The sequence below is a fragment of the Streptomyces sp. NPDC059080 genome, assembly GCF_042739975.1.
Taxonomy (GTDB): domain Bacteria; phylum Actinomycetota; class Actinomycetes; order Streptomycetales; family Streptomycetaceae; genus Streptomyces; species Streptomyces benahoarensis.
In genome coordinates, this window is sequence record NZ_JBHYGX010000010.1 from 61,740 (window position 1) to 88,217 (window position 26,478).

At 73.4% G+C, this 26,478-nt stretch carries 28 protein-coding genes; 17 read left to right on the top strand and 11 right to left on the bottom strand.

Features of this window, described 5'->3' with window-relative positions; all coding sequences use genetic code 11:
• Positions 1 to 128: 128 nt before the first annotated feature.
• The 3 genes from ACFWWQ_RS10970 (at position 129) to ACFWWQ_RS10980 (ending at position 3,372) form a co-directional block, all read left to right on the top strand.
• Positions 129 to 677 (top strand): GNAT family N-acetyltransferase, encoded by a 549-nt coding sequence (locus ACFWWQ_RS10970; RefSeq protein WP_384593573.1) that lies wholly within the window; start codon positions 129 to 131, stop codon positions 675 to 677.
• Positions 678 to 1,206: 529 nt separating this feature from the next.
• Positions 1,207 to 2,571, top strand: coding sequence for a rhodanese-like domain-containing protein (locus tag ACFWWQ_RS10975; protein WP_384593576.1), 1,365 nt, complete (start codon positions 1,207 to 1,209; stop codon positions 2,569 to 2,571).
• 33 nt (positions 2,572 to 2,604) lie between these two features.
• Entirely contained in the window at positions 2,605 to 3,372 is a 768-nt protein-coding gene (locus ACFWWQ_RS10980) for a sulfite exporter TauE/SafE family protein (protein WP_384593579.1), read from the top strand.
• A 41-nt stretch (positions 3,373 to 3,413) separates the two neighbouring features.
• On the opposite strand, the gene ACFWWQ_RS10985 is transcribed toward ACFWWQ_RS10980, so the two are convergent.
• Positions 3,414 to 3,701 (bottom strand): metal-sensitive transcriptional regulator, encoded by a 288-nt coding sequence (locus tag ACFWWQ_RS10985; protein ID WP_384593582.1) that lies wholly within the window; start codon positions 3,699 to 3,701, stop codon positions 3,414 to 3,416.
• Positions 3,702 to 3,817: 116 nt separating this feature from the next.
• On the opposite strand from ACFWWQ_RS10985, the gene ACFWWQ_RS10990 reads away from it, so the two are divergent.
• The 3 genes from ACFWWQ_RS10990 (at position 3,818) to ACFWWQ_RS11000 (ending at position 6,847) form a co-directional block, all read left to right on the top strand.
• A complete protein-coding gene (locus ACFWWQ_RS10990; RefSeq protein WP_384593585.1) occupies positions 3,818 to 4,426 on the top strand; it encodes a rhodanese-like domain-containing protein in 609 nt (202 codons plus the stop codon).
• Positions 4,427 to 4,769: 343 nt separating this feature from the next.
• Positions 4,770 to 5,435, top strand: coding sequence for a response regulator transcription factor (locus ACFWWQ_RS10995; RefSeq protein WP_384593588.1), 666 nt, complete (start codon positions 4,770 to 4,772; stop codon positions 5,433 to 5,435).
• Positions 5,432 to 6,847 carry a sensor histidine kinase gene (locus ACFWWQ_RS11000; RefSeq protein WP_384593591.1) on the top strand — a complete coding sequence of 472 codons (1,416 nt, stop codon included), beginning with the start codon at positions 5,432 to 5,434 and terminating at the stop codon, positions 6,845 to 6,847. The genes ACFWWQ_RS10995 and ACFWWQ_RS11000 overlap by 4 nt, the downstream gene beginning before the upstream one ends.
• Positions 6,848 to 6,868: 21 nt before the next feature.
• On the opposite strand, the gene ACFWWQ_RS11005 is transcribed toward ACFWWQ_RS11000, so the two are convergent.
• Positions 6,869 to 7,759: a hypothetical protein gene (locus ACFWWQ_RS11005; protein WP_384593594.1), complete on the bottom strand. Its 891-nt coding sequence runs from the start codon at positions 7,757 to 7,759 to the stop codon at positions 6,869 to 6,871.
• Positions 7,760 to 7,887: 128 nt separating this feature from the next.
• On the bottom strand, positions 7,888 to 8,727 hold the full coding sequence (locus tag ACFWWQ_RS11010; protein WP_384593597.1) for a hypothetical protein: 840 nt from the start codon (positions 8,725 to 8,727) through the stop codon (positions 7,888 to 7,890).
• Positions 8,728 to 8,894: 167 nt separating this feature from the next.
• Between ACFWWQ_RS11010 and ACFWWQ_RS11015 the strand changes: the two genes are divergently transcribed.
• The 5 genes from ACFWWQ_RS11015 to ACFWWQ_RS11035 all read left to right on the top strand — a co-directional run bounded on the left by ACFWWQ_RS11015 (position 8,895) and on the right by ACFWWQ_RS11035 (position 12,864).
• Complete coding sequence (locus tag ACFWWQ_RS11015) at positions 8,895 to 9,233, top strand: helix-turn-helix domain-containing protein (protein ID WP_384593883.1); 339 nt, start codon at positions 8,895 to 8,897, stop codon at positions 9,231 to 9,233.
• Between the two features lie 108 nt (positions 9,234 to 9,341).
• A complete protein-coding gene (locus tag ACFWWQ_RS11020) occupies positions 9,342 to 9,752 on the top strand; it encodes a VOC family protein (RefSeq protein WP_384593600.1) in 411 nt (136 codons plus the stop codon).
• 230 nt (positions 9,753 to 9,982) lie between these two features.
• Positions 9,983 to 11,098 (top strand): aminopeptidase P family protein, encoded by a 1,116-nt coding sequence (locus tag ACFWWQ_RS11025; protein ID WP_384593603.1) that lies wholly within the window; start codon positions 9,983 to 9,985, stop codon positions 11,096 to 11,098.
• Positions 11,099 to 11,501: 403 nt separating this feature from the next.
• Positions 11,502 to 12,170 (top strand): pentapeptide repeat-containing protein, encoded by a 669-nt coding sequence (locus tag ACFWWQ_RS11030; protein ID WP_384593606.1) that lies wholly within the window; start codon positions 11,502 to 11,504, stop codon positions 12,168 to 12,170.
• A 94-nt stretch (positions 12,171 to 12,264) separates the two neighbouring features.
• The gene (locus ACFWWQ_RS11035; protein WP_384593609.1) at positions 12,265 to 12,864 is read left to right on the top strand and encodes a nucleotidyltransferase domain-containing protein; all 600 of its coding nucleotides are present in this window, start codon (positions 12,265 to 12,267) and stop codon (positions 12,862 to 12,864) included.
• Positions 12,865 to 12,975: 111 nt separating this feature from the next.
• Here the strand turns inward: ACFWWQ_RS11035 and ACFWWQ_RS11040 are convergent, their stop codons facing one another.
• Positions 12,976 to 13,473 (bottom strand): hypothetical protein, encoded by a 498-nt coding sequence (locus ACFWWQ_RS11040; protein WP_384593612.1) that lies wholly within the window; start codon positions 13,471 to 13,473, stop codon positions 12,976 to 12,978.
• 99 nt (positions 13,474 to 13,572) lie between these two features.
• Positions 13,573 to 14,340, bottom strand: coding sequence for a type I methionyl aminopeptidase (map, locus tag ACFWWQ_RS11045; RefSeq protein ID WP_384593615.1), 768 nt, complete (start codon positions 14,338 to 14,340; stop codon positions 13,573 to 13,575).
• 300 nt (positions 14,341 to 14,640) lie between these two features.
• On the opposite strand from map, the gene ACFWWQ_RS11050 reads away from it, so the two are divergent.
• Positions 14,641 to 14,997: a helix-turn-helix domain-containing protein gene (locus ACFWWQ_RS11050; protein ID WP_384593619.1), complete on the top strand. Its 357-nt coding sequence runs from the start codon at positions 14,641 to 14,643 to the stop codon at positions 14,995 to 14,997.
• A gap of 25 nt (positions 14,998 to 15,022) precedes the next feature.
• Here the strand turns inward: ACFWWQ_RS11050 and ACFWWQ_RS11055 are convergent, their stop codons facing one another.
• The gene (locus tag ACFWWQ_RS11055) at positions 15,023 to 15,556 is read right to left on the bottom strand and encodes a GNAT family N-acetyltransferase (RefSeq protein ID WP_384593622.1); all 534 of its coding nucleotides are present in this window, start codon (positions 15,554 to 15,556) and stop codon (positions 15,023 to 15,025) included.
• A 127-nt stretch (positions 15,557 to 15,683) separates the two neighbouring features.
• Positions 15,684 to 16,259, bottom strand: a complete 576-nt coding sequence (locus tag ACFWWQ_RS11060) for a TerD family protein (protein WP_384593625.1) — start codon at positions 16,257 to 16,259, stop codon at positions 15,684 to 15,686.
• A 298-nt stretch (positions 16,260 to 16,557) separates the two neighbouring features.
• Between ACFWWQ_RS11060 and arfB the strand changes: the two genes are divergently transcribed.
• Positions 16,558 to 16,986 (top strand): alternative ribosome rescue aminoacyl-tRNA hydrolase ArfB, encoded by a 429-nt coding sequence (arfB, locus tag ACFWWQ_RS11065; protein WP_384593628.1) that lies wholly within the window; start codon positions 16,558 to 16,560, stop codon positions 16,984 to 16,986.
• 36 nt (positions 16,987 to 17,022) lie between these two features.
• On the opposite strand, the gene ACFWWQ_RS11070 is transcribed toward arfB, so the two are convergent.
• On the bottom strand, positions 17,023 to 17,640 hold the full coding sequence (locus tag ACFWWQ_RS11070) for a flavin reductase family protein (protein WP_384593631.1): 618 nt from the start codon (positions 17,638 to 17,640) through the stop codon (positions 17,023 to 17,025).
• Between the two features lie 311 nt (positions 17,641 to 17,951).
• Here ACFWWQ_RS11070 and cdgB point away from each other — a divergent pair, with 311 nt between their 5' ends.
• Positions 17,952 to 19,631, top strand: a complete 1,680-nt coding sequence (gene cdgB / locus ACFWWQ_RS11075) for a diguanylate cyclase CdgB (RefSeq protein WP_384593634.1) — start codon at positions 17,952 to 17,954, stop codon at positions 19,629 to 19,631.
• Between the two features lie 329 nt (positions 19,632 to 19,960).
• Positions 19,961 to 20,854, top strand: a complete 894-nt coding sequence (locus ACFWWQ_RS11080) for a carbohydrate-binding protein (protein WP_384593637.1) — start codon at positions 19,961 to 19,963, stop codon at positions 20,852 to 20,854.
• Positions 20,855 to 20,882: 28 nt separating this feature from the next.
• Here the strand turns inward: ACFWWQ_RS11080 and ACFWWQ_RS11085 are convergent, their stop codons facing one another.
• From ACFWWQ_RS11085 to ACFWWQ_RS11095, 3 genes are all read right to left on the bottom strand, one after another.
• Complete coding sequence (locus ACFWWQ_RS11085) at positions 20,883 to 21,824, bottom strand: 1-phosphofructokinase family hexose kinase (RefSeq protein ID WP_384593640.1); 942 nt, start codon at positions 21,822 to 21,824, stop codon at positions 20,883 to 20,885.
• A 228-nt stretch (positions 21,825 to 22,052) separates the two neighbouring features.
• Positions 22,053 to 23,264 carry an N-acetylglucosamine-6-phosphate deacetylase gene (gene nagA, locus ACFWWQ_RS11090; protein ID WP_384593643.1) on the bottom strand — a complete coding sequence of 404 codons (1,212 nt, stop codon included), beginning with the start codon at positions 23,262 to 23,264 and terminating at the stop codon, positions 22,053 to 22,055.
• On the bottom strand, positions 23,264 to 24,157 hold the full coding sequence (locus tag ACFWWQ_RS11095; protein ID WP_384593886.1) for an ROK family protein: 894 nt from the start codon (positions 24,155 to 24,157) through the stop codon (positions 23,264 to 23,266). The genes nagA and ACFWWQ_RS11095 overlap by 1 nt, the downstream gene beginning before the upstream one ends.
• Before the next feature lie 319 nt (positions 24,158 to 24,476).
• Here ACFWWQ_RS11095 and ACFWWQ_RS11100 point away from each other — a divergent pair, with 319 nt between their 5' ends.
• Both ACFWWQ_RS11100 and ACFWWQ_RS11105 read left to right on the top strand, forming a co-directional pair.
• Positions 24,477 to 25,742: an extracellular solute-binding protein gene (locus ACFWWQ_RS11100; protein ID WP_384593645.1), complete on the top strand. Its 1,266-nt coding sequence runs from the start codon at positions 24,477 to 24,479 to the stop codon at positions 25,740 to 25,742.
• A gap of 268 nt (positions 25,743 to 26,010) precedes the next feature.
• Positions 26,011 to 26,334 (top strand): DUF3263 domain-containing protein, encoded by a 324-nt coding sequence (locus ACFWWQ_RS11105; protein WP_384593889.1) that lies wholly within the window; start codon positions 26,011 to 26,013, stop codon positions 26,332 to 26,334.
• Positions 26,335 to 26,478: the final 144 nt, after the last annotated feature.

The window sequence follows — 26,478 nt, forward strand, 5'->3', positions numbered from 1 at the left end:
CGGGCCCGTTGGCCGGGCCGTTCGCCTACGTGGTGTGTGGGCTGCATAGCGGGGTGTGGGGGATTTCGGTGAGGTGGTGCGCCTCCGGTTACCCTGCCTCGTTCTTACAGGCCAGGAGGTTCGTTGCCATGAGCAGCAGTACGTCGTCTTTTCCCGAGCGGATGGAGCTGTCGGGGGAGGGGCTCGTCCTTCGTGACTGGGCGGAGGGGGATCGCGGCGCGATGCCGGAGCTGTTCGATCACCCCGATATCGCGTACTGGACGCCGATCGTCTCGCCCTTCGACGAAGCGGCCGCCGATGATCGACTGGACCGGGCCCGACGGCTGCGGGCCGAGGGGAAGGTCATCATGCTGGCCGTCACCGTGGACGGCGGCGCGCCGCTCGGCGAGGTGATGCTGCGGCGCGCCCCCGAGGGGACGGAACTGGGGTACGCGATCGGCCCGGCGCACCGTGGGCAGGGGCTGGCGGCGCGGGCGGTGCGGGTGATGGCCACGTATGCCTTCGAGGAGCTGGGTGCGGAGCAGGTGATTCTGGAGCTGGAGGCGGAGAACGCGGCGAGCGTGGCCGTGGCCACCAAGGCGGGTTTCCGGCTGCTCGACGTACCGCTGATCACGGGGGAGGAGAAGGGGCGGGCGTATGTGTTGCAGACGTGGGGGTTGGCGCGTGGGCGGACCTGATCTCTGCGGGTGTGTCTGATCTCTGCGTACGCCTGACCTTTGCGACTGTGTCTGATCTCTGTGCGTACGCCTGACCTCTGCGGCTGTGTCTGATCTCTGAGACTGCGCCTGGCCTCTGCGACTGTGCCTGGTCTCTCGCGGTCGCGTCTGATCTCCGGGGTGCGCCTTCGGCTCGGTGTGTCCGGTGAGGGCCGGTCGCCGCCTTCGGCCTGGTGGGCCCGGCGTGCCCGGCGCCCCGGCCCCTCGGTCGCGCCCCGGCCGCGGCCCTTTGCCGCCCCTGGTCATGTCCCGGCCGCGGGCTCCCTGCCGTCTCCGGCCGTGCCCCGTCTGCTCTGTGGCCCTTCCCGCGTACGGCCGCGTGGCTCTTCTCCGTACCGGCTCCGCACCCCCCCCGAGAGCGCACCCCGGGAGCGCACCCCGACTGCGCACCCCGAAGCCCCCGAGGGCACACCCAGAGATACCCCTAGGGGTACCCGTGTTAACGTCGATATACCCCGGGGGGTAATCGCGCAATGGAAGGAAGTGCCCCGTGTTCTTCGTCGACACCCTTGAGATCGCCGGTCTGGGCAACCGCAGCTACCTGGCCGGCGGCGGTCGGACCGCCGTGGCGGTGGATCCGCCGCGCGACGTCGAGCAGGTGCTCGCGGCGGCGGCCCGGCGGGGAGTGCGGATATCCCATGTCGTCGAGACGCACCTGCACAACGACTATGTCACCGGTGGTCTCGAACTCGCGCGGATCACCGGTGCCGCCTATCTCGTGCCCGCCGGAGCCGCGGTGGAATTCGCGCGGACGCCGGTGCGGGACGGGGACCGTGCGGAGATCGACGCCGCCGCCGGGCTCGCGCTGCGTGCGCTGGCCACCCCGGGGCACACCCCGCACCACACCTCGTACGTCCTGGAGGAGAACGGTAAGGACATCGCCGTGTTCACCGGCGGGTCGCTGCTGATCGGGACCGTCGGGCGGCCCGATCTGGTCGAACCGCGGCTGACCGCGGAGCTCGCCCGGGCCCAGCACGCCTCCGCGCACCGGCTGGCCGCCGAGTTGCCGGATGAGACGGCGGTGCTGCCCACGCACGGCTTCGGGAGCTTCTGCGCGGCAGGGGGGACGACGGGGGAGTCCACCACGATCGGTGCGGAGAAGACTTCCAACGAGGCGCTGACCCGGGAGGTGGGCGCGTTCGTCGCCGACCTGCTGGCCGGACTCGACGACATCCCTGCCTATTACGCGCACATGGGGCCGGCCAACGCCGCCGGGCCCGCGCCCGTCGACCTCACCCCGCCCGCCGTCGCCGACGCCCAGGAGATCGCCGGACGGCTGGCCGCCGGGGAGTGGGTGGTCGACCTGCGCCACCGCGTCGCCTTCGCCGAGGGGCATGTGTCCGGCGCGTTCAATTTCGAGGGCGAAGGGCAGCTCGCCACGTACCTGGCCTGGCTGATCCCGTGGGGGAAGCCGGTGGCGCTGCTCGCCGAGTCGGCCGAGCAACTGGCCGACGCACAGCGGGAGTTGGCGCGGGTCGGTATCGACCGTCCGGCCGCGGCGGCCACCGGGGACCCGGCGAACTGGGTGCGTGACGGCGAAGCGCTCGCCTCCTTCCCCCGGGCCACCTTCGCCGCTCTTGCGGAGCGGGCCAAGGACGGTGTCGTCGTCCTCGACGTCCGCCGGGACGGCGAGCGGGCGAACGGCTTCGTCGAGGGTTCGGTGCACGTTCCGCTGCACACGCTGCACCGGCGTATTCACGACGTTCCCGCAGGTCAGGTGTGGGTGCACTGCGCGGGCGGAATGCGCGCGGCCATCGCCGCCTCGCTGCTCGACGCGGCGGGCCGCGACGTCGTGGCCGTCGACGACTCCTTCGATGCGGCCGAGCGGGCCGGACTCACCGTCCGCCCCGCCTGAACCGGTCGCGAACCGAGAGGGAGCACGCTGAGTATGAGTTCCTCGGTGATATTCGCCCTGGTCGCCGGTGGGGTCATCGGTGTCGCGCTGGGGGCGCTCGGCGGTGGCGGCAGTGTGCTGGCCGTTCCCGCGTTGATCTATCTGCTCGGTTTCACCCCGGTCGCGGCCACCACCGCGAGCCTGATCATCGTCGCCGTCACCTCCGCCACCGCGCTGCTCGCGCACGCCAGGGACGGGCAGGTGCGATGGCGTACGGGGCTGCTGTTCGCGGCGGCGGGGACCGGTCCGGCCATGCTGGGCGGCGCGCTCGCGGGGCGCCTGCCGACCGCGCTGCTCACCGTGGCCTTCGCGGCGCTCGCGGTCACCGCGGCGTTCCGTATGCTCCGGCGCCGTCCCCTCGCGGAGGGTTCCGTACAGAGGGAGGGTTCCGTGCAGATACGGTCCGGCCGGGCGGCGGCCGTCGGTGCCGGGCTCGGGGCGGTCACCGGGGTCCTTGGCGTCGGCGGCGGGTTCCTCGCCGTGCCGGCGCTGGTCAACGTGCTCGGCATGCGGATGCGGGCGGCGGTGGGCACCAGCCTGCTGGTCATCACCGTCAACTCGGTCGCCGCCCTGGGGCTGCGCGCCGGGACGGCGACCGGCCTGAACTGGGCCGTCATCGGACCGTTCGCCGGAGCGGCAGTCCTCGGCGCCTGGGACGGCAAACGCCTCGCGGCGAAGGTGTCCGGCCCGGCCCTGCAGCGCGTCTTCGCCGTCGTGCTGCTCGCGGTGGCGGCGTTCATGCTGGTGGATGCGGTCGTATGAGGCCACAGGAAGCCCGGCCGTCGGCCTCCGGGTAGCTCCCCCTAGGCCAGCGACAGGAAGAGCTTCTCCAGCCGCGCCCGCATCTGCTCGGTGTCGTCGCCGCTCTTCGCGCCGGACTCGATGTCCGCCACGCACTGCTGCAGACCGGTTGCGATGATCGCGAAACCGGCCCGGTCCAGCGCCCGGGAGGCGGCGGCCAGCTGCGTGACGACGTCCTCGCAGTCCCGGCCCTCCTCGATCATCCGGATCACCCCGGCGATCTGGCCCTGCGCCCGCCGCAGCCGGTTCAATACCGACTTCAACGAGGCGCCCTCAAGATCCAGTTCCACGACCAAGCTCCCGTTCCATGACCAGGCCCCCGTTCCCGACCGCTTTCCTGCAATACCCCTAGGGGTACTGTACGTCCCGGTTCGGAACGGTGGCGACCATTGGAGGATCACCCGCCATGACCACCCCCGCCACCCCCACCACCCTCGACACCGCCACCACCCCCACCACCCTCGACGCCGCCCGGGCCCGGCTGTCCGAGCTGACCGTCGTCGACGTCCGGACGCCCGGCGAGTACGCCGCCGGTCATCTGCCGGGGGCCCTGAACATTCCGCTCGACCACCTCGGCCGGGCGCTGCCCGGGATGCGGGACGCGGCCGGGCGCCGTGACCTCCTGGTCGTGTGCGCCTCCGGTGCCCGTTCGGCGCGCGCCTGCGCGCTCCTCGCCGAACAGGGCGTCCCGGCGGCCACCCTCGACGGCGGCACCACGGCGTGGGCCGCCGCGGGCCACGACCTGGAGCGGCCCGCCGCCTGCGAGATCCGGGCGGGCTGGAGCATGGAGCGGCAGGTGCGCTGCGCGGCGGGCACGCTCGTCCTGCTGGGGCTGGTCCTCGGCCTGCTCGTGCACCCTGCCTTCCAGCTGCTCTCCGCCGGCGTGGCGGGCGGCCTGGTCTTCTCCGCCCTCACCGACACCTGCGGCATGGCCGCCGTACTCGCCAAGCTGCCGCACAACCGTCCCCGTGGCGCCGACCTCGACGCGACGCTCGCCGCGCTGAGGGAGCGCTGAGGGAGCGTTGAGGGAGCTCGCTGAGGGAGCGCTGAGGGAGCGCTGAGGGAGCGCTGAGAGAGCGCTGAGAGAGCGCTGAGAGAGCGCTGAGGGGGGGGGAGTGGGGCGGGCCGATGCTCCGGGCAGTCGTCTACAGTTCCGTAGACAGTTTTGTAGACATTGCTGTGGAAATTCCGCCCGTTCCTGCCAGTCCCCTGCCCGTCCCCGGTCGTCCGTGGTCGTCCCCGGTCGTCCCCGGTCGTCCCCGGTCGTCCGTGGCCGTCCGTGGCCGTTCGTCCGTGCGCGGCGCCGCCGTTCCGGTGCCGAGGGGGCGGCAGAGCCCGGCCCTGTGAGGTGACCGCCGTTGCATGCCGCCACGATTCTGATCGTCGAGGACGATCACGCCTTGCGTGACGTGCTGGTGCGCGGGCTGCGGGAGGAGGGGTTCGGGACGGCCGCCGCCCCGGACGGGGCCGGTGCGCTGCGGCTCGTCGGGGAAGGCGTCGACGCGGTGGTGCTGGACGTCGGGCTCCCGGACGCGGACGGACGGGATGTGTGTCAGGCGATGCGGGCGCGCGGGTTTCTCCGGCCGGTCGTCTTCCTCACCGCGCACGGCGGGCTCGCGGACCGCCTGAGCGGGTTCTCCTCGGGCGGCGACGACTACCTGGCCAAGCCGTTCCATCTCGCCGAACTCACCGCGCGGTTGCGGGCCGCCCTCCGGCGGTCCGGCGCCGCGACCGGCCTCGCCACGGGTGACCTCGCCCTCGACCCGGTACGCCACGGCCTGTCCGTGCGGGGCGTAGAGGCGGCGCTGACGCCCACCGAGTTCCGGCTGCTGGCCGCGCTGATGGCCGAACCGGGGGCGGTGGTGCGCCGACGGGAGCTGGTCCGCGCCGGCTGGCCGCCCGGCGCGCAGGTCAGCGACAACACCCTCGACCAGTATCTGAGCCGCCTGCGGCGCAAGCTCCGGGACGCCGGCAGCGCCCTGACGATCAGCACCGCCCGCGGTATCGGGCACCGCCTGTCATGACCCGGCACCGGACCGGTCCCGCCCTGCCCCGCCGCTCCCGGATCGCCGCGGCGGTCTCCCGCCGCGGCCCCCGCACCCTGCGGGGACGGCTGTCCCTGGCGGCGCTGACCTGCGCCGCGTCGGTCATGGTGCTGCTCACCGTCGTGTGCAACGTGGTCGTCCGTCACCACCTTCAACAGCAGGCGGACGACGAACTGCACACCCGGGTCGCCGCGGTGTCCGCCACCGTCGACACCCGCCACACCCCGGTACGCGTCCTGGAGACGCCGGATGACACGCCGCTCGACACCAACGTGTGGATCTACGCGGGCCCCCGGCTCCTCGAACACCCCGCGTCCGCTCCGGCCGGCGCCCCGCTCAGCCGGGCCGCGGCACGCCTCGCCGCCCACGGCGACAAGCGGTGCACGGCGCTCGACGCCGGAGCCCCGATACGCCTGTGCGCGGCCCCGGTGGGCGACACCGGCGCGACGGGCCGGCCCGCTGCCGCCGTGGTGGCCGCCCTGGACCTCGCCCCCTACCGCGCCTCGGCCGCCACCCTGCTGTGGGCCTCCCTCGCCCTGGACGGCGCCGTGCTGGCGGGCGCGTACGTCCTGACCTGGCTGGCCGTGGGGCGGGCGCTGCGCCCCGTGACGGTGATGACCGACCAGGCCACCCGGTGGAGCGCGGTCGCCTCCCCGCACCGCCTGGCCGGTACCGGCCGCCCCGCCGAGCTGGCGCGGCTCGGTGCCTCCCTGGACGAGCTGCTGGACCGTATCCGCGCCGTACTCCGCCATGAACAGCAGCTCACCAGGGAGCTGTCCCACGAACTGCGCAACCCCCTCGCGCGGATCACCGCCGAACTCGACTGGTGGCGGGCGCGCCCGCGCTCCGTCGCCGAGACCTCGGCGACGCACGCGGTCCTCGCCGACGCGGCCGACTCCATGCGGTCCATTTGCGACACGCTCCTCGACGACGCGCGTGCCACCGCCCGCGCCGTCCCCGGGACCGCCGACGCCGTGGCCACGCTGCGGCGGCTCGCGGACCGGCTCACCCTCCCGGACGGGCCCGCCGTCACGGTCACCGGCCCGGACGCGGCGGTGACCGGGGTGCCCGCCCCGCTGCTGGAACGCATCGTCGGCCCGCTGGCCGACAACGCCCTGCGGTACGCGCGCACCCGGGTCGGCATCCAGGTCGGACGGGCGGACGGCGTCACCCGCGTGGAGGTCGGTGACGACGGCCCCGGGGTCCCGCCCGCCTTCGTCGGCGAGCTGTTCCGGCCGGGCAGCCGGGCCGATCCGGCGGACGGACACGGCGGCGCGGGCCTGGGCCTGGCGCTCGCGCGGCGCCTCGCCCGCGCTGCGGACGGCGAGGTGGCCTACGACGCCGGGTGCCCGTCCGGGGCGCGGTTCGTGGTCACCCTGCCCAGCGGCTGACCCGGCCCGCCCCGAGCGCCGTCACTGCTCCAGGGAGACGGCGCCGCGCCGCTCACGCAGCTGTGCGTGGATGGTGAAGCCGATCAGGACGGCGAGGAGCACGGCCGACGAACCCGCCGTGCCGAGGTCCAGTCCGCCCTTGGCGAGCGGCTTGGTGAGGAAGTCGCCGGCGGTCGCCCCGAGAGGGCGGGTGAGGACGAAGGCGATCCAGAACAGCAGCACGTTCGGCACGGCGGGCGCCCGCATCAGGGCGACGAGCACCGCGAGCGCACCGGTGACGAGGAGGGCGCCGCCCGCGTAGCCGAGCCCGGAGCTGTCGGAGAGGAAGTCGCCCATCGAGGTGCCGAGCGTGTTCGACACCAGGATCGCTGCCCAGAACAGCGCCTCCGCGCGGAAGGTGACGATGTCGCGGAGGGAGAACGTCAGCCCGGTGCTCTTCCAGACGGCGAAGATGGCGAGGAGAAGCGTGATCAGGATCGCGGCTCCGGCCGGGTACCCCAGGCCCAGTCCCTGCGGCCCCCAGCCGAGCGAAGAGGCCCCGCCGGAGAGGTACTTGGCGCTCGCGTCCCGGTTCATGAAGTCGGACATCGTCGTGCCGGCCGTGCTGGTGGACAGGATGACGGTCCAGTAGAAGAACGGGTTGTAGCGCCGGGACCTGAGCTGTACGGCGAGCGTGACCACGAAGATCAGGAACAGGACGACGGTGGTGAGGAAGTAGCCCAGCTTGAGGGTCTGGGCGAAGAGGTCACCGGCCGTTTCGCCGAGGGTCGTCGCGGCGATCTTCATGATCCAGAAGGCCGGGGTGACCTCCGGCAGTTTCTTCGTCGCGGGAGCGGCGGCGGGCGCCGCGGGCGTCGGCGGCGGGGCGGTGACGACGGCGTCCGGACCGGTCAGGGCTTGGGGGTTTTCCACTTTCGAACTCTCCGAAGCAATGGCGACAGGGGGCGTTCGCGCCGTCATCCGCGGCGGTGACGGCACACGTCGCCCGACCCTCCCAGCCACTTCCTGAACACATCCTGAACGCCGCCGCAGGCCCGTTCTCAGCCTTCCTGCGGAGTACCGCGCCCCGGCCCGGAGACATCCCGCCGGGTCACGGTCAAGAACACCACCAGGCCCAGAATGACCGCCAGGAACAGCACACTCGTGATCACGGTGCCCATGCCGAGCCCGCCGTCGGTGGCCGGCTGCGAGAGGTAGTCCCCGAGGGACGCGCCCAGCGGCCGGGTCAGGATGTAGGCGGTCCAGAAACTCCCCACCGCACCCAGGCCGAGGGAGCGCGCCGTCGCCACCACGGCGAGGGCGGCGGCGAACAGCACGGCGGAGAGCGAGTACCCCAGGTCCATGCGTTCGGCGACCAGGTCACCTGCGGCGGTGCCCAGGGCGAAGGTGAACAGCACGGCGAGCCAGTAGAAGGACTCGCGGCGGGTGCTGTCGATGTGGTGGATGGACAGCGTCCGCTCGCTGCGGAACCAGAGGGCGAACACCACGCCGAGCACGAGCGCGAAGGCGACGGTGGAGGCTTCCAGAGGGACGCCGAGGTTGTCGGTGAGGTTGTCGCTGAGCAGAGTGCCGACGACACTGATCATCGCCACGGCCGACCAGTAGACGCCGGGCCGGTAGGCGGTGGTGCGGAACTGTGCCACGAGCACCCCGACGAGCACCGCGCTCATCAGCAGCGACACCCCGGTCAGCCCGAGCCCCAGTTTCTCGTTCAGAAGGTCCGCGGCCGTCTCGCCGACCGTGGTGCACAGGACTTTGATCACCCAGAAGTACGGGGTGACTTCGGGGACCTTGTTCCGGTGCGGACGAGGGCGGGTGTGCCTGGGGGCTGCGCCGGCCGGCTCGTGGGCCTCGACGGCTCCGGGGATTTCAGCAGTCATGGTGCCCGACCGTGCCACCCGTGTCCTGAACACATCCTGAACACCTCTCCGCCGCCCCGGGGGGCCGCTCCCCGGGCCCGCACCCGGGGAGCGGCCCGTGGTCTGATGGCGGCGTGAACGAGGCGGTGGAGGAGCGTAATCGGCGCATATTGCGGGCGCGGGACGCGATGGACCGCGCGTACGCGCAACCGCTGGACGTACCGGCGCTGGCCCGGATCGCGCACGTCTCGCCCGCCCACTTCGCCCGCACCTTCCGGGCCACCTTCGGCGAGACACCCCACCGCTACCTGCAACGACGCCGCGTCGAGCGGGCGATGTCGCTGCTGCGGGAGACCGACCGCAGCGTCACGGACATCTGCTACGAGGTCGGGTTCGGCAGCCTCGGTACGTTCAGCCGGACGTTCCGCGAGATCGTCGGACGGTCGCCGCGGACGTACCGCAAGGAAGCGGTGGCGGTGGGCGTGCCGACGTGTTTCACCATGGCGTGGACGCGGCCCAGCGAGTGAGGGCGACCGCCCGCCCCGGGGGGAAGCGGTGCGCGGCCCCCGTAGGCCCCCGTAAGAGAGCAGTTTCGGAGAAGTTTTTCGGCCGGTCCTGCACCTAGGTTGAGGGACATGTTCAACGCCCTCACGCACTCACAGCTTTACGTCCTCGACCAGGACGAAGCCCTCGACTTCTACGTCGGCACCCTCGGCCTGGAGGTCGCCGCCGACATCGACATGGGATTCATGCGGTGGCTGACCGTCGCCGTCCCCGGCCACCCGGAGCGGCAGATCCTCCTGGAGAAGCCGGGCGCCCCGGCGATGTCCGAGGAGACGGCCGCCCAGGTCCGCGACCTGGTCACCAAGGGGGCGATGGGCGGCTGGCTCATCCTCACCACCGACGACTGCCGCCAGACCTACGAGACGCTCCGGGAGCGGGGCGTCGAGTTCACCCAGGAGCCGGTGGAGCGCCCGTACGGGACGGACTGCGGGCTGCGCGACCCCTTCGGCAACAACCTCCGCTTCACCCAGCCGAAGGCGTAGCCGCCGAGGCAGGGAGACGTCGGGGGCGCGGGCCGTCACCGGGGTGCCGGGGCTCGCGCCGGGGGCGCATCGTCCGGCGGGTGCGCCGGGTGCGCCGGGTGCGCCGGGTGCGCCGGGTGCGCCGGGCGCGCGGGCGGGGCGTGCGCGCTGGTGGGCGGTGGGCGGCGCCCCCGGAGGCAGTCCGCCCGGAGCGGGTGCGGGCGCCGGAGCGGCGGGCGTACATTGCGGCCATGGTGACTTCCCTGACTCGTGACGCGTACGAGCGACGGATGGAACGGGCCGCAGCCGTGGCCGCCGCGGAGGGGCTCGACGGCCTGATCGTGACGCCGGGCCCGGACCTGGGCTGGCTGTGCGGCTACCACGTCACGGCGGTCACGGAGCGGCTGACCGCCCTCGTCCTCGCCCCCGGCGCCCGGCCGCGACTGCTGGTGCCCGCCCTGGAGCGGCCGGACGCCGAGGCCGCCCCGGGTGCCGGCGCCCTGGACGTCACCGGGTGGCGCGACGGCACCGACCCCTACGGGGAGCTCGCGAAGTGGCTCGACCCGAAGGGCCGTTACGGCGTCTCGGACGCCACCTGGGCGCTGCACCTCCTCGGGCTCCAGCGGACCCTGCCGGACAGCGGCTACGGCGGGCTCTCCGAGGTGCTGCCGATGCTGCGGGCCGTGAAGGACGCGTACGAGGTGGAGCGGCTGGCGGCGGCGGGCGCCGCGGCCGACGCGACGTACGACGACATCCTGGGCCTGCCGTTCGCCGGCCGCCACGAGCGCGAGGTGGCCGCCGACCTCAGCAGGCTGCTGGTCCGGCACGGCCACAGCCAGGTCGACTTCACCATCGTCGGCTCCGGCCCCAACGGCGCGAACCCGCACCACGAGGCGGGCGACCGGCTGATCCAGGACGGCGACATGGTCGTGCTCGACTTCGGCGGCCTCAAGGACGGCTACGGCTCCGACACCACCCGCACCGTCCACGTCGGCGAGCCGACCGCCGAGGAACGCAAGGTGCACGACATCGTCCGCGAGGCGCAGCAGGCGGCGTTCGAGGCGGTGCGCCCCGGGGTGGCGTGCCAGGAGATCGACCGCGTCGCCCGCCAGGTGATCAAGGCCGCCGGATACGGCGAGTACTTCATCCACCGCACCGGCCACGGCATCGGCGTCACCACCCACGAACCGCCGTACCTGGTGGAGGGCGAACATCTGCCCCTCGTCCCCGGCATGTGCTTCTCGATCGAGCCCGGCATCTACCTGCCGGGCCGCTTCGGCGTACGCATCGAGGACATCGTCACGTGCACGGAGACGGGCGGCCGCCGCCTCAACACCACGGAGCACGGGATGGCGCTGGTGCGGTAGGGCCCGTCGGCGGTACGGGCGCGGGCCCGTCGCGGGTGCGCGGTGGCCCTCCGGCGCTGCGGGCATGAGGTGCGCGGCGGGGCCCGGCGTTCCCGCGAACGGGGCGGGCGGCCGGGCCCGGAAGACGGCACCGCGGTCCCCGGGGAGGCCCGAAATAACTTTTCGCACGGCTTCTTCGCAGGTCCGAGCGGGTGCCGGGGCCGGCGGGAGCGGGCGAACGGCGCTGCGGGGAGCGGCGGTCGGCGGGGATTGTCAGTGGTGTGGTTCACGATGGGTGTGCAGATGACGGTTGGCGCACGCACGGTGCGCGCGGCCGGTCGTCCGGCCGCGGCGGGCACGGGGGTGTCGCCGCGCCCGGCGGCGGGCCGCGGGCGCGGTGGCGGCGGACGGAAGGCGGTGGAGCGTGGCAGGGCGGCGTACGGGGACGGTCCGGGCGGTGCGCCGGGCGGAGGTGAGACTGCCCGAGCTGGCGGCGTACGACGGCGGTGAGCTGGAGCCCGAAGGGGACTACGACGGGCTGGAGTTCACGGACGTCGACGCGGCGGGCCAGTCGGCGCGCGGTGCCCGGTTCATGGACTGTGCGCTCCGCCGCTGCGCCCTCGACGAGACGGAGCTGAGCCGCGCGCGGTTCATCGACACCGTGCTGACCGGCATACGGGGCGTCGGCACGGACCTGTCGCAGGCGTCGCTGCGCGATGTGGAGGTGACCGACGCCCGGCTGGGCGGTACGCAGCTGCACGGCGCGGTGCTGGAACGGGTCGTGGTGCGCGGCGGAAAGATCGACTTCCCGAATCTGCGCACCGCGAAGCTGCGGGACGTGGTGTTCGAGGGCTGCGTCCTGGTCGAGCCGGACTTCTCCGGCGCGGAGCTGGAACGCGTCACCTTCGAGGACTGCACGGTCGCCCGCGCGGACTTCACCGGCGCACGCATGAAGGACGTCGACCTGCGGGGCGCGGCTGCCCTCGACGTCACCCGCGGTATCGACAGCCTCGCGGGCGCCGTGATCAGCCCCGCCCAACTCCTCGACCTGGCACCGTCGTTCGCGGCCCAGTTGGGGGTACGGGTGGAGTGAGGAGAGGCGGGGGAGAGGGGCGGGGTGGGCTCGGGGAGGGGGAGGGGGGAGAGGGAGAGACATCAAAGACGAAGCGCCCTACGACCCCGGCGACATGAACGACTGGGATCCCGCCTCGCCCGCCGAGGTGGCCGCCGCGTTCGACGGCCAAGGCTGCCGCTGGTGGGTGGCCGGGGGTTTCGCGATCGAGTGGGCGGTGGGCCGGCCGTTCCGTGACCACGCCGACATCGACGTCCTGGTGCTGAGACGCGATCACCTCGTGGTGCAGCGGGCCCTGCCGGACTGGGAGTGGTGGGCCGCAGATCCGCCCGGACGGCTGCGCCCGTGGCGGCCGGGCGAAACCCTGCCCGCCCGGGTCCACGACGTCTGGTGCCGCCCGGGCCCGCGGGTGCCCTGGCGTCTCCAGGTGATGCTGGACGAGTCCCGGGGTGACGAATGGACCTCCCGGCGCGACCCCGGCGTGCGCAGACCCCTCGACGCGCTGACCGGCTCACCGTCCGCCGCAGGAGGCATCCCGTTCCTCACGCCCGAGGTGCAGCTCTACTACAAGGCCCAGGCCCCGCGCCCCAAGGACGAGGCGGACTTCCGCGCCGCCCTGCCCGTCCTCACCACCCCGCAACGGCGGTGGCTCGCCGCGGCGATCACCCGGACGTACGGGCTGCCACACCCATGGGCCGCGTGCCTTACGAGGTGAGGGGCGTACGGGCCGCACCCGTGGTCCGCGGGCCGGATCCGGCGGCGGTCCGGCCGTACGGACCGGGCGCGGATGCCCGTACGGGCGGGCCGTGCGGGAGCCGCGGGCCGGTCAGACCCGGGGAAAGCGGGCCTGAAGGGCCCAGATGGCGGGGTTGTCGGCGAGGCCGTCGTGCAGGTCGCCGAGGTCGGCGATCAGGTCGTGCAGGAAGTCGCGGGCCTCGCGGCGCAGGGCGCCGTGGTTGAGGACGAGCGGCGGTTCGTCCGTCGTCATCCAGTCGGCGGTGACCTCCACCCAGCCGAAGCGCCGCTCGAAGAGCATCCGGTCCGCGGACTCCGTGAAGTCCAGCTCGGCGCGGACCGGCCGCGCCGACCTGTTGCCCCGCGGATCGGTGTCCAGCTTCTCGACGATGTCGCACAGTGCCCACGCGAAGTCGAGCACCGGCACCCAGCCCCAGGCCGTGGACACCTCACGGTCCTCCCGGGTGTCGGCGAGGTAGACGTCACCGCAGAAGAGGTCGTGCCGCAGGGTGTGGACATCCGCCGTCCGGTAGTCGGTCTGGGGCGGGTCCGGAAAGCGGCGGGAGAGCGAGTAGCCGAGGTCGATCACGGTGCCGATGGTGTCATGGCCGGAGGGGAGCCGACGGCGGGGAGGCCGGGGCGGGCACCGCTACGGCAGATCTCCACGCCAGATCTCCACGGCGGATTTCTACGGCAGCGTCAGGATGCGCGGCCCGTCCTCCGTGATGGCCACGGTGTGCTCGAAGTGGGCGGCGCGGCTGCCGTCCTTGGTGCGGAGGGTCCAGCCATCGGGGTCGGTGACGTAGGTGTCGCCGCCGCCGGCGAGGAACATCGGCTCGATGGCGAGGACCAGGCCGTGGCGGAGGGGGAAGCCGCGGCCGGGGCGGCCCTCGTTGGGTACGGGCGGGTCCTCGTGCATGCGGCGGCCGATGCCGTGGCCGCCGAAGCCGTCGAGGATGCCGTAACCGGCCGCCCGGCCGACGCTGCCGATGGCGTGCGCGATGTCGCCCATCCGCGCGCCGGTCACCGCCGCCGCGATGCCCGCTTCGAGGGCCTGGCGGGTGGTGTCGAGCAGGTGCTGGTCCTCGGGGCGGGGCGTGCCGACGGCAAAGGTGACGGCGGCGTCGCCCGCCCAGCCGTCGACGAGGGCGCCGCAGTCGATGCCGACCACGTCGCCGTCGCGCAGGCGGGTGTCGTTCGGGATGCCGTGCACGATCGCGTCGTTGACGGATGCGCAGATCACGGCGGGGAACGGGGTCGGGGCGAAGGAGGGCCGGTAGCCGAGGAAGGGAGAGGTGGCCCCGGCCTCGCTCAGGACGGTGCGGGCGGCCTCGTCCAGTTCCCGTACCCGTACGCCGGGGGCGGCGGCCGCGCGGGCGGCGGCCAGCGCGTCGGCGACGACCCGCCCGGCCACGCGCATCGCGTCCAGTGCCGCATCGGTTTTGATCTCGACCATGGTGTGACGCCTTTCGTGGTGATTCGCGCGCCGGAACCGCCGACGCCGCGTACCGGACGGGCGCCCGGGGGGCGGGGCTCGGGGCCCGGAGTCCGAGATCCGGGGCCCGAGGCCGAGCCCCGAGATCCGAAGCCCGAGATCCGAAGCCCGAGATCCGAAGCCCGAGACCCGGCGTACGGAGCGGCGAGCCCGGAGCCCGAGCCCCCAGCGCGAACCCCCAGGCGCAGCGATACGCGGCCAAGCGATACCGGAGCGGTATTTCTTTACCGGTATTTCTTTACCGGTATTAGTATCACGTCCATGGTCCGGACTCCACTGACTCCCTGGGAACGCGAGCGCGGCGAGCGGCTCGGCGCGTTGCTGCGTGCGGCGCGCGGCGCACGCAGCATGGTCGAGGTCGCGGCGGTGGCCGGGCTGTCGGCCGAGACGCTGCGCAAGATCGAGACCGGGCGGGTGCCGACGCCCGCGTTCTTCACGATCGCCGCGCTGGCCGACACGCTCGGCCTGTCGATGGAAGCCGTCGCCCACGCAGCCACGCCCGAGGGTGCCTCGGACGGTGAGGCGGCAGCGGCGCCGCCCGCGGATCCCCTGGCTTCTTCGTCGACCTCTCCGCCCCTGTCGCGGCGGGCCGCCCATCGCGGGCCCGCGGCCGCATAGGGAGGGAGGGCAGGGGAGGCGGGCCTTATCCGGCCGACGAGTCTCCGGACCCGCCGCCCCGGGCCATCCGGATGTTGGGCAGGCGGTCGCGCCAGAGGTGGTGTTCGCCGGTGGGGGCGAAGCCGTGGCGGCGGTAGAAGCGGATGGCACGGTCGTGGGAGGACGTCACCCAGAGGCGCATCGGCGCGTCACCGGCCCAGGCGAGGAAGGCGTCCCTCAGACGGCCGCCGATCCCCAGGCCCTGCGCCCTGCGCAGTACGTACATCGGCCCGAGCGTGACGCTCTCCGACGACGGGCCGGACGGGGCAGGGTTCGCCGCCGCCTCAGGGGCGGCAGCGTCTTCGCGTAGACCGCACAGGACGGCGGTCAAGGCGCCAGCGGGCGCGCGGGCGACGTGACAGAAGGCGAGGTGCGGATGGTGCGACGCCTTGTCGAGGAAGGTGCGCCACCCGGCGGCACCTTCCTCCGTCAGCAGGTCGCCGCGTTGCTCCCGGATCCACCGCTCGTCGATTCCGGGTGCCGCGCCCGGATAGGTCTCCAGCCAGGCCGCGAACTGCATCCGGGCGAGTGCCGGGGCATCCTCGGGGCGGCCCGGCCCGAGGGGATGAACGGGCGCCCGGCGTGCGGGCGCCGGGCGCGGCGGCAGACCGGAGCCGAGTGGGGCCGGCCCGCCGCCGTCAGGCATGTCAGACGTTGACGCCGAAGTCCTGGGCGATGCCCGTGAGGCCGGAGGCGTAGCCCTGGCCCACGGCGCGGAACTTCCACTCGGCGCCGTTGCGGTACAGCTCGCCGAAGACCATGGCGGTCTCGGTGGCCGCGTCCTCGCTCAGGTCGTAGCGGGCGACCTCGGCGCCACCGGCCTGGTTGATGACGCGGATGAAGGCGTTCCGCACCTGGCCGAAGTTCTGGCTGCGGCTCTCCGCGTCGTAGATCGAGACCGGGAAGACGATCTTTTCGACGTCGGCGGGCAGCGCGGCGAGGTTGACGTTGATGGACTCGTCGTCGCCCTCGCCCTGGCCGGTGGTGTTGTCGCCGGTGTGGACGATGGACTGGTCCGGCGTCGCCTTGTTGTTGAAGAAGACGAAGTGGGCGTCCGAGTAGACCTTGCCGCTCGGGTTGACCGCGATGGCGCTGGCGTCGAGGTCGAAGTCGGTGCCGGTGGTGGTGCGGACGTCCCAGCCGAGGCCGACCGTGACGGCGGTGAGACCGGGTGCCTCCTTGGTCAGCGAGACGTTGCCGCCCTTGGACAGGCTTACAGCCATGGGATGTCCCTTTCCCTCGTCGAATGCAGCGGGCTCCGTACTGCGGACGAAGCTACCGTTTCCTCACTCAACGCGAGCGAGGGGCCGCGAGGTTCCAGCTCCCTTTACTTTCTTTGCGATGGGTTTCCGGTGGTGGGCGGGGTGCGGCCGGACGGGCCGGGGCGCACGGGCTCCGGGCGTGGCGCGCGGGCTCCGGGCGTGGCGCGCGGGGGCTCCGGGCGTGGCGCGCGCGGGCTCCTGGAACGGCCCACGGCGAAATGCGGGTGACCGAGGCCGCGGAACGCGGGACCATAGGGGTATGTCCGGGCCCCATGTCATCCGCGGTGCGGTCGTTCTTCCCGAGGCCGAACTCGTCTGGCGTTTCTCGCGGTCCTCGGGTCCGGGCGGCCAGCACGTCAACACCACCGACAGTCAGGTCGAGTTGCGCTTCGACCTCGGCCGGACGGAGGCGCTGCCCGAGGTCTGGAAGGAACGCGCCCTGGAGCGGCTGGCGCACCGGCTGACCGACGGGGTGCTCTCCGTGCGCGCCTCCGACCACCGTTCCCAGTGGCGCAACCGCGAGACCGCGGCCGTACGGCTCGCCTCGCTGCTCGCGGAGGCGACCGCGCCGCCGCCCAAGCAGCGGCGGAAGGCGCGCGTCCCCCGCGGCGTCAACGAACGGCGGCTGCGGGAGAAGAAGCAGCGCGGCGACGTCAAGAAGGGACGCTCCGGGCGCGGCTGGGACTGACCGGCCGGGCGCGGAACGGGCCGTGCCGGAGGGGGCTCAGCCCAGGTGCCGGTACTTCCCGCGGAAGTACGTCAGCGGGCCGTCGTCCTCGCTGGGGGCGACGGCCGTCAGGACACGGCCGATGACGAGGGTGTGGTCGCCCGCCACGACGCGCTGCTCGGTGCGGCACTCCAGGTTCGCGAGGGCGCCGCTGACGAGCGGCGCGCCGGTCGCTTCGCCGGTTACGTGCGGGATGTCCGCGAAGAGCAGTCGGTCGCTGATGCGGCCCTTCATGGCGAACCGTCCGGCAATGTGGCGTTGACCCTCCGACAGGACCGAAACGGCCCAGAGGGGCTGTTGCGCCAACAGGTCGTCCATCCGGGAGTCGTTGCGAACGCTCACCATCACCAGCGGCGGATCCAGGGACACCGAGACGAACGCGGTGGCGGTCATGCCGACGGCCTCGCCCTGTGGCCCGCTGTCCGGATCGTGCGCGGCGATGAGCACCACGCCGGCGGCGAGGCGGGACAGGGCGGCGCGGAACTCGTCGTGGCTCACCCCACCAGAATGCGGGACCGGACCGCCCTCCGGCACGGATGCGAGGCTGACGGTGGTGGCGGGAGTGGTGGGGGCGGGAAGGTCGGCGGCTGCGGCGGTGGGGCTTTTCGTGAACACGCCATGAACGCTAGCGCCGGGCTGTACGGTCGCGCATCGGGCCCCGGGACCACCTGCGGCCTAGGTCCGGCGACGGAGAAGGTGCGTGCGAAAGGGGTTCGCGGAATTTGCGTTCAGAAAGCATGGAAGGGGCGATTCCCCGTTTCCCTCGGCGGCCCTCAACTACACGTCATGGCTTGTGACTTGAGTCACAGCGCGCGGGAATTGTTGACCCTGTGTACCGAGTGGGCAGCTCACTGTGATTCAGTGGCCGTGGAAACGGACGACAAAGAAGTGTGGAGTTGCTGTCGAGGTCTCAGGGAGAGCGAGCGATGGAGGCCGAGTCGGAGCCGTACGTCCGCCTGACGACCTTGCGGCAGCTGCACAAGGTGGTCGCCGAGCTGAATACCGCTCGTAGCCTGGCGGACACCTTGCAGACCGTCGCGGACGGAGTGACCACCGGGCTCGGGTTCGAGCTGGCGGCGGTCAATCTCGTACGGCCGGACGGTGATCTGGTGGTGGCCGCGGTCGCCGGGAGCGCGGGCGCCGAGGCGCTGATGGCCGGGCGGGTCGGGTCGCGTGACTCCTGGGAGCGGCGGCTGTCCATGGGGGAGCGCTGGGGCACGCTGTGCTTCGTGCCGTACACCGAGGGCTGGGTGCTGGACGACGACGACGTCCCGCAGTGGCACACCGCCGGGCCCGACCCCAGCTTCAACGGCGAGTGGCACCCCCGTGACCGCCTCTTCGCGCCCATGCACACCTCGCCCGACGGCAGCGGCGAACTGCTCGGCGTGATCTCCGTGGACCGGCCGCGCAACGGCCGCCGCCCCAATCCCTGGAGCCGGGAAGCGCTCCAGGTGTACGCGTTCCAGTCCGCCATAGCGATCAGCAACTCCCGGCTGCGGGCCAACATGCAGCGGGCGCTGGTCCGGCTGGAGCGCGAGCAGCAGGCGCTGCGCGCCAGCGAGGAGTCCTTCCGGCAGGCGTTCGAGTACGCGCCGAGCGGGATGGCCGTCGCCGAGATGGGCGGTGACCAGCACGGACGGCTGCTGCGCACCAACGACGCGCTCTGCCGTCTGCTGGGCCGCCCGGCGTCCGCGATGCGCCGCTACTCCTTCTCCGACCTCGTCCACCCCGAGGACATCGGCACCCTGCTGCGCACCTCCGCCGAGGGGGGCCGCGCGGAGCTGCGGCTGGCCCGGCGGGACGGCACGTACATCTGGGTCTCGTTGCGCAACTCCGTCGTCGCCGACACCGCCGACGGGCCGCGGTTCCTGCTCACCCACGTCGAGGACATCGAGGAGCGCAAGCGGCACGAGCTCCAGCTCGCCCACCGCGCCAGCCACGACGCGCTGACCGGCCTGCCCAACAGCGCCGAACTGCGGGCCCGCCTCGGCGCCCGGCTGTGCGGACGGGCGCCGGGCGACCCCGCCGACGCGTACGCGGTCTCCGCCGCCGTCTTCGCCGGTGCCGGTGATCGGGCCGCCTACCCGGCGGAGGGCGCCGAGGCGTACGAGGGGCTGGAGGGCATGGAGCAGCGCGTCGGCGGGGCGCTGCCGTACGACCACCATGTGCACACCGTCGCGCCCTCGGACGGGCCGGCGGACGACGGCTCCAAGGGGCTCGCGGTGCTCTTCTGCGACCTCGACGGCTTCAAGTCGATCAACGACCGGTTCGGTCACCACACGGGCGACGCGGTGCTCATCGAGGTCGCCCGGCGGCTGACCAGCGGCGTCCGGGACGGCGACACGGTGGCCCGGCTCGGTGGTGACGAGTTCGTGGTCCTCGCCGACGGTCTGGGCACCGCCGACGCCCAGGACCTCGCCGTACGGCTGCGGAACGCGATCATCCCGCCGATCCGGGTGGACGGCCGCGCGGTACGGGTCGGCGCCAGCTTCGGCGTCGGCTGGGCCGGGTGCGGGATGACCGCCGAAGAGGTGCTGCAATCCGCCGACCAGCGGATGTACGTGGAGAAGCGGTCCCGGGCGAAGGCGCACCGCCGGGCCGGGTGACTGCCGGGGCACCCCGGGCCGTCTCGCGCGGCCCTTCCGGGCGGCGTGCGGCGGGCCCTCCGGACGGCGTGCGGCGGGCCCTCCGGGTGGCGTGCGGCGGGGCCTCCGGGCGCCCCGCTGCCGCCGCTGCCGGGCCCCGGACGGGCACACCCGCCGTTCATCGATCCGTAGCGATCTTGTGCCCAGAACAGGCCCGGCGTGCTGCGGCGTGGACGGGGTAGGCTGCGCCGATGCGGCGCGGCGCCGCCGGGGGCTCGGAAAGTGCAGATGCACGCGGAGGACCGCGCGGGCATCCGGACGCGAGACAGATCGCTGGGGAGTGACACGCAATGACGGCCGGCAACACGGGCTCGGACACGCCGGGGAACGACGACCCGTTCGGGTACCTCTACCGCTCGGAAGGCGGCGAGGGCGGCGCGGGCGGCGACGGCGCGACACGGCAGCAGGGCGTGCCGCGGACCTCGTACAACCAGGTCCGCGCGGTCGGCGAGCGGCAGTACGGCGGTGCGTCCCAGCAGTCCGGCCAGGGCCGGCAGAACGCCTCCTACGCGGCGCCGGAGACGCTCCCCGGCGGTGAACGGGCCCGCACGCCGCAGGCCGGGCCGCCCGCGCCGCCGCAGCGCAACCACAAGGGCCTGCTGATCGGCGCGGTCGCCGTGGTGGGCGTGGTGTGCATAGCGATCGGCATCGCGATGCTGAACAACTCCGGGAAGGAAGCCGACAACAAGGCGCAGCCGAGCGAGACGGTGAGCACGTCCGAGCAGCCGGAGCACAAGCCCGCCGAGAAGCCCAGCAAGGCGCCGCTGCCCAAGGACGACGCGGGCAGCCTGAAGCTCGGTGGCGGTGCCACCACCTCCAAGGACGTCCCCGGGGCGCACTCGGCTGGCGGCGTCTATGTGGCCGGGATGAACACCCCCGGCGCGTCGGCGACGTGGACGCTGAACGTCGAGGAGGAGGGCGCGTACAAGATGTGGGTCGGCTACGGCATTCCCGGTCAGGACAGGGACCTCACGCTGACGGTCAACGGCAAGCGGGACGAGCGGCCGCTCAACATGAAGAACTTCGCAGGCTCGGAGGAAGGCTCCTGGGAGAAGGGCTGGCAGAAAACCTGGCAGCGGGTGCCCCTCAACAAGGGCGCCAACACCGTCACGCTCTCCTGTGAAGACGGCAACAAGTGCGACGTCAACATCGACCAGCTCTGGCTGGAGAAGAAGATCGCCTGACCGGCGCGCTTCCCGGGGACCGAGCCGGTCAGCGGCCGGGCGCCGAGGGGACGGGGAGCTCCGTCACCGGGACCTCCGGCAGCAGTTCCGCGTAGGTCGCCGCGTCGAACTCCCCGGCGGTCTCGGCCCGTACCGTCGCCGCGGACAGGGCGACCGCGCGGGACAGCCGTTCGGGCCATGACAACCCCTCGACGAGGCCGGAGAGCAGGCCCGCGACCGCGGAGTCGCCGGCGCCCGTCGGGTTCCCGGCGATCCGGCGCGGCGGGGCGGCCTGCCAGGCGCCGTCGGCGGTGACCGCGAGCATGCCGTCCGGGCCCAGCGAGGCGGCGACGGCGTGGGCGCCGCGGCGGCGGGCGTCGCGGGCGGCGCGCAGCGGTTCGGTGGTGCCGGTGAGCGCGGCGAGTTCGTCGGCGTTGGGCTTGGCGAGGTCGGGGCGGGCGGCGAGGCCACGGCGGAGCGGTTCGCCGCTGGTGTCCAGCACGACCGGCACCCCGGCGCTGCGCGCGGCCCGGGTCAGGCGGGCGTAGACGTCGACCGGGACGCCCGGCGGCAGGCTGCCGCAGAGCGCCACCGCCCGCGCATCGGCCAGCAGTTCGCGGTAGGTGCCGAGGAAGGTGCGCCACTCGGCGGGGGAGACGACCGGGCCCGGTTCGTTGAGCTGGGTGGTGTCGCCGGTGGCCGCGTCGACGACGGCGACGGTGCGGCGGGTGGCGCCGCCCACCGGGACCAGCGCGTCCGTGACGTCGCTCTCCTGGGTCAGCAGGGCGCGCAGCGCGTCCCCGGTGCCGCCGCCGGCGAACCCGGTGGCGACGGTGCGGTGGCCGAGTGCGGCCAGCACCCGCGCGACGTTCAGCCCTTTGCCGCCGGGGCGTTCGGCCACGTCGGTGACGCGGTGGGTGGCGTGCGGGGTCAGGCGCGGCACCCGGTAGGTCAGGTCGAGGGCGGCGTTGAGCGTGACCGTGAGGATCATGTTTTCCTCCCGCGCCGGGCCCGGTCGGCCGGTGGCCGGGCGGTGGTGGGCCGGGCGGCCATCGCGGCGGCCACCGGGCCGGGCAACCGCCCCCGGGCGGCCGCGTACGGACAAGTGCGCGAGCGATCATGCCATCGACCGCGGCGGTTGGCCCAGACCCGGGGGCGCCGCCGTCCACTTGCCGCCGGGCCTTCGGCGTACGGCGGTCGCCCCCGGCCCCGCGACGGGTCAGGCGCCGGACGGGCGGACCACCCACGCGCCGTGCCGCATGACGCCCACGACCTCGTACGCGGCGTCCAGGATGACCAGATCGGCGTCCTTGCCGACGGCCAGGGAACCGGTCCGGTCGTCGATACCCAGCAGTCGCGCCGGATTGGCCGAAAGGGCCTGTACGGCCTGGCCGACCGTCAGACCGTCGACGGTGACGGCGCGGCGGAACGCGCGGTCGAGGGTGAGGGTGGACCCGGCGATGGACCCGGCGGTGGGGCCCTCGGCGATCCGGGCGACGCCGTCGGTGACCGCCACGCCCATCGGGCCGAGGTGGTACATCCCGTCGGACATGCCCGCCGCGCCCATCGCGTCGGTGATGAACGCGACCCGCCCGGCGCCCGCGTCCCGGAAGGCCATCTGGAGGACGGCCGGGTGCAGATGGGTGCCGTCGTTGATCATCTCGACGGTGACCCGCTCGTCCTCCAGCAGCGCCAGGACCGGCCCCGGCGCGCGGTGGGCCAGCGCGGGCATCGCGTTGAAGAGGTGGGTGGCGACGGTCGCCCCGGCGTCGATGGCGTCGCGGGTCGCGTCGTACGTCGAGTCGGTGTGGCCGACGGCGGCGAGGACACCGGAGTCGGCGAGCAGGCGTACGGACTCCAGGCCGCCGGGGAGTTCGGGGGCGACGGTCATCATCTTCGTGCGGCCGCGACCGGCGGCGACGAGCTTGCGGACGTCCGCCGGATCGGGGTCGCGCAGCAGCTCGGGCTGGTGGGCGCCGCAGCGGTGCGGGGAGATGAAGGGGCCCTCGAAGTGGATGCCGACGAGGTCGCCCTGCTCGGTGAGTTCGGCGAGGGCCGCTGCCTGCCGGGACAGGTCGTCGAGGTCGCCGGTGACGGTGGAGCCGATCATCGAGGTGGTGCCGTGGTGGCGGTGGGCGTCGACGACCCGCAGGCACTCCTCGGGGTCCGCTGACGAGAAGGAGCCGCCGCCTCCGCCGTGCAGGTGCATGTCGATGAAGCCGGGCACGATGAGATGGCCCGTCAGATCGGTGTGGCCCGCCGTGGCGCCGCCGGGGCCGTCCGGGGCGGGGCCGCCGGACACCTCGGCGATGCGGCCGTCCGCGACCGCGATCCGGCCGTCCTCGACGACGCCGGACGGGGTCGCGATACGGGCCCCGGCGAGGACGGTGCGCCGGTCACCGGCACGGCCCGCGGATTGTTGCTGTGCCATCAGGCGGATACCTCCGTGGAGAGTAGATCCCAGGCGAGGAGACCCGCGCCCAGGCAGCCGGCGGCGTCCCCCAGAGCCGCCGGGACGATCGAGGGCAGGCGCTGGAACGTCACCCGCGCGCGGACCGCCTCGCGCAGCGGCACGAAGAGCGTGTCGCCCGCCTCCGCGAGCCCGCCGCCGATGATCAGCGTCTGCGGGTCGAGCAGGGTGAGGCCGGTGACCAGGCCGTCGGCGAGGCCGTCCACCGCGTCCTGCCACACCGCGGCGGCGCGCGGATCGCCGGACTCCACGGCCTTCGCCGCGTCCGCCGCGCCCGCCGACGGATCGCCGCACGCCGCGGCCCAGGCGCGGCCGACGGCGGCGGCGGACGCCACCGTCTCCAGACAGCCGTGCTGCCCGCAGCCGCAGAGCCGCCCGCCGGGGCGTACGACGATGTGGCCGATCTCCCCGGCGCTGCCGTGCGCGCCCGTCTCGATGCGGCCCTCGATGCCGATGGCGCCCGCGATGCCGGTGCCCAGGGGGACGAAGAGGAACCGTCCGGCGTCGCGTCCGGCGCCGATGCGGCCCTCGGCGAGCCCGCCGGTGCGGACGTCATGGCCGAGGGCGACGGGGATGCCGCCCAGCCGCCGGGAGAGGAGGTCGCGCAGCGGCAGATCGCGCCAGCCGAGGTTGGCGGAGTAGGCGGCGATGCCGGTCCGTTCGTCGACGATGCCGGGGACCGCGACGCCCGCGGCGGCCGCGGGCGTGCCGAAGCGGGCCCGGCCGATGTCGCGCAGCTCCGCGGCGAAGCCCAGGACGGTCTCGACCACGGCGTCGGTGCCGCGCTCGCGGCCGGTGGGGCGGCGCGCCTCGTAGAGCAGGGTCCCGTCCGCCCCCGCGAGGGCGGCCTTCATTCCGGTGCCGCCCACATCAAGGGCGATGACGTGTCTCACGGGGACAGTTTCGCGCGAGTCGGTCCTAAAGGTCTAGTCCACTCGCGGTGCGGCCCTGCCCGTATCCTTGATCCTTGGTGCCACCCCATGGTTCGTTCGCCGTCAGGCCGCAGTGACCTGCGGAGTTCCGTGGCGCCTGCGCAGCGGTGGGGACTGTGGTGCAGACCTCATGTGCGGCGCGTCGCCCCGGGCGCGTGCCGCCGCGGCGGCGGAGGGTGATCCCCGATGCCGTACGCGGACCCGGTACCACGATCAATCCGGACAAAGGGCGGTAACAGCAGTGCAGCGGCGGTACACGAGCCTGGTGGCGGCGGGAATCGTCACCGCCCTGACCCTCACCCTGAGCGGCTGCGGCGCGGGCCAGGGCAACCGCGTCACCCTCAAGCTCGTCGCCGCGGACTACGGCGACGGCACGGGCCCCGGCTCGCGGCAGTACTGGGACCAGCTGACCCGCGCCTTCGAGAAGAAGCATCCCGGCATCAAGGTCGAGGTTGACGTCTACAACTGGAAGGACGTCGACAAGAAGGTCGCCGATCTGGTCCGGAAGGGGCACGCACCCGACCTGGCGCAGAGCGGTTCGTACGCCGACTACGCCGCCCAGGGCCAGCTGTACAGCGCCGACGAACTGCTCTCCATCCCCGTCCAGGCCGGCCTCCAGCCGACGCTCGCCGAGGCGGGCGAGGTGGGCCGGGTGCAGTACGGCATCCCCTTCGCCGCCAGCACCCGCCGCCTCTTCTACAACAAGAAGCTCTTCGCCCAGGCGGGCATCGCCAAGGCGCCGAAGACCTGGGACGACGTCGCCGAGGACGCCGAACTGCTGAAGAAGCAGGGCGTGAAGAGGCCGTACGCGCTGCCGCTCGGCCCGGAGGAGCCCCAGGCCGAATCGCTGAACTGGATGCTCGGCGGGGGCGGCGGCTACACCGACGACATCGGCAAGTACGCGATCGACTCGCCCGCCAACGTCAAGACCTTCGAGTGGCTGCGGGACGAACTCGTCGACAAGGGGCTGACCGGCGGCGACCCGGCCACCCTCAACCGCGCGGACGCCTTCGCCGGGTTCGCCGACGGCCAGGTCGGCATGCTCAACGGCCATCCGGCGCTGATCAAGCAGGCGGAGGCCAACGGTATCGACTACGGCACCGCCGATCTGCCCGGCAAGGACGGCCCGTCCGCGTCGACCCTGGGCGTCTCCGACTGGATGATGGCGTTCAAGCACAACGGCCACCGCACCCAGGTGGGGAAGTTCCTCGACTTCGTCTACGACGACACCAACGTGCTGAACTTCTCCCACGACTTCGGCCTGCTGCCGGTCACCATCTCGGCCGCCCAGAAGATGGCCGGTGACCACCGCTTCGGCACGCTCCAGGACTTCGTCGGCCCGCTGCGCGACGCGCAGTTCTACCCCGCGAACAAGACGTCGTGGCCGGAGGTCGCCAAGGCCCTCAAGTCGGAGATGGGCACGGCGGTCGACCCCAAGGGCGACCCGTCGAGCATCCTCTCCGACCTCCAGAACACGGCGGAGGCGGCGGATACGGCCGGGGGGTGAGCCCCTGGGGGCGGGGGCCCGGCCCGGGGGCCCGGCACCAGGGGCGCTCGGTTCGGGCGCCCGGCCGGTGGCGGCTTCCCGGCCCGGCTGCCGCCCCGGCCCGTCATCCCGCCCCCGCCCGGCCGTCCGACCAGGGCATTATCGTGGGAACGTGACGACGCGCGGCGAGGACGGCACGGACCGGGGGACGGACGGCGGTACGGAGGCGACCGCCCCGCTTGAGGGTGCCCCGGCTGCCGCACCCGAGGACACCCCGGCTTCCGCGCCCATGGGTGGTCAGGCTTCCGCCTCCGAGGACGGCACGGCTTCCGCCCCCGAGGGTGCCCCGGCTCCCGCACCCGAGAACGCCCCGGAAGCGCCCGCACCCGGTGAACTCTCCGCCCTGGACGTGGCGGTGCTCGCCGTGGAGCGCCGTTCCTGGCCTTCGTCCGGCCCCAAGGAGCGCCACATCCGCGAGCACCTCGGCTTCTCCCCGACGCGCTATTACCAGCTCCTCAACGCCCTGCTCGACGACCCGCGGGCGCTGCGCCATGATGCGGTCACCGTCAACCGGCTGCTCCGCAGGCGAGCGGCTCGACGGGACCGCCGCTGAGGCGCTACGGGGCCCGGGGGCAGGCGCCCGGGGGCAGGGGCCCGGCTCGTGCGGGAGGCGGCCCGGCCGGAGGCGCGCCGCGTCGCCGAGGGCCTTCCGCCGTCTCCGCCGTACACCAGGTCCCCCCGCCCCCACCCCGGTACG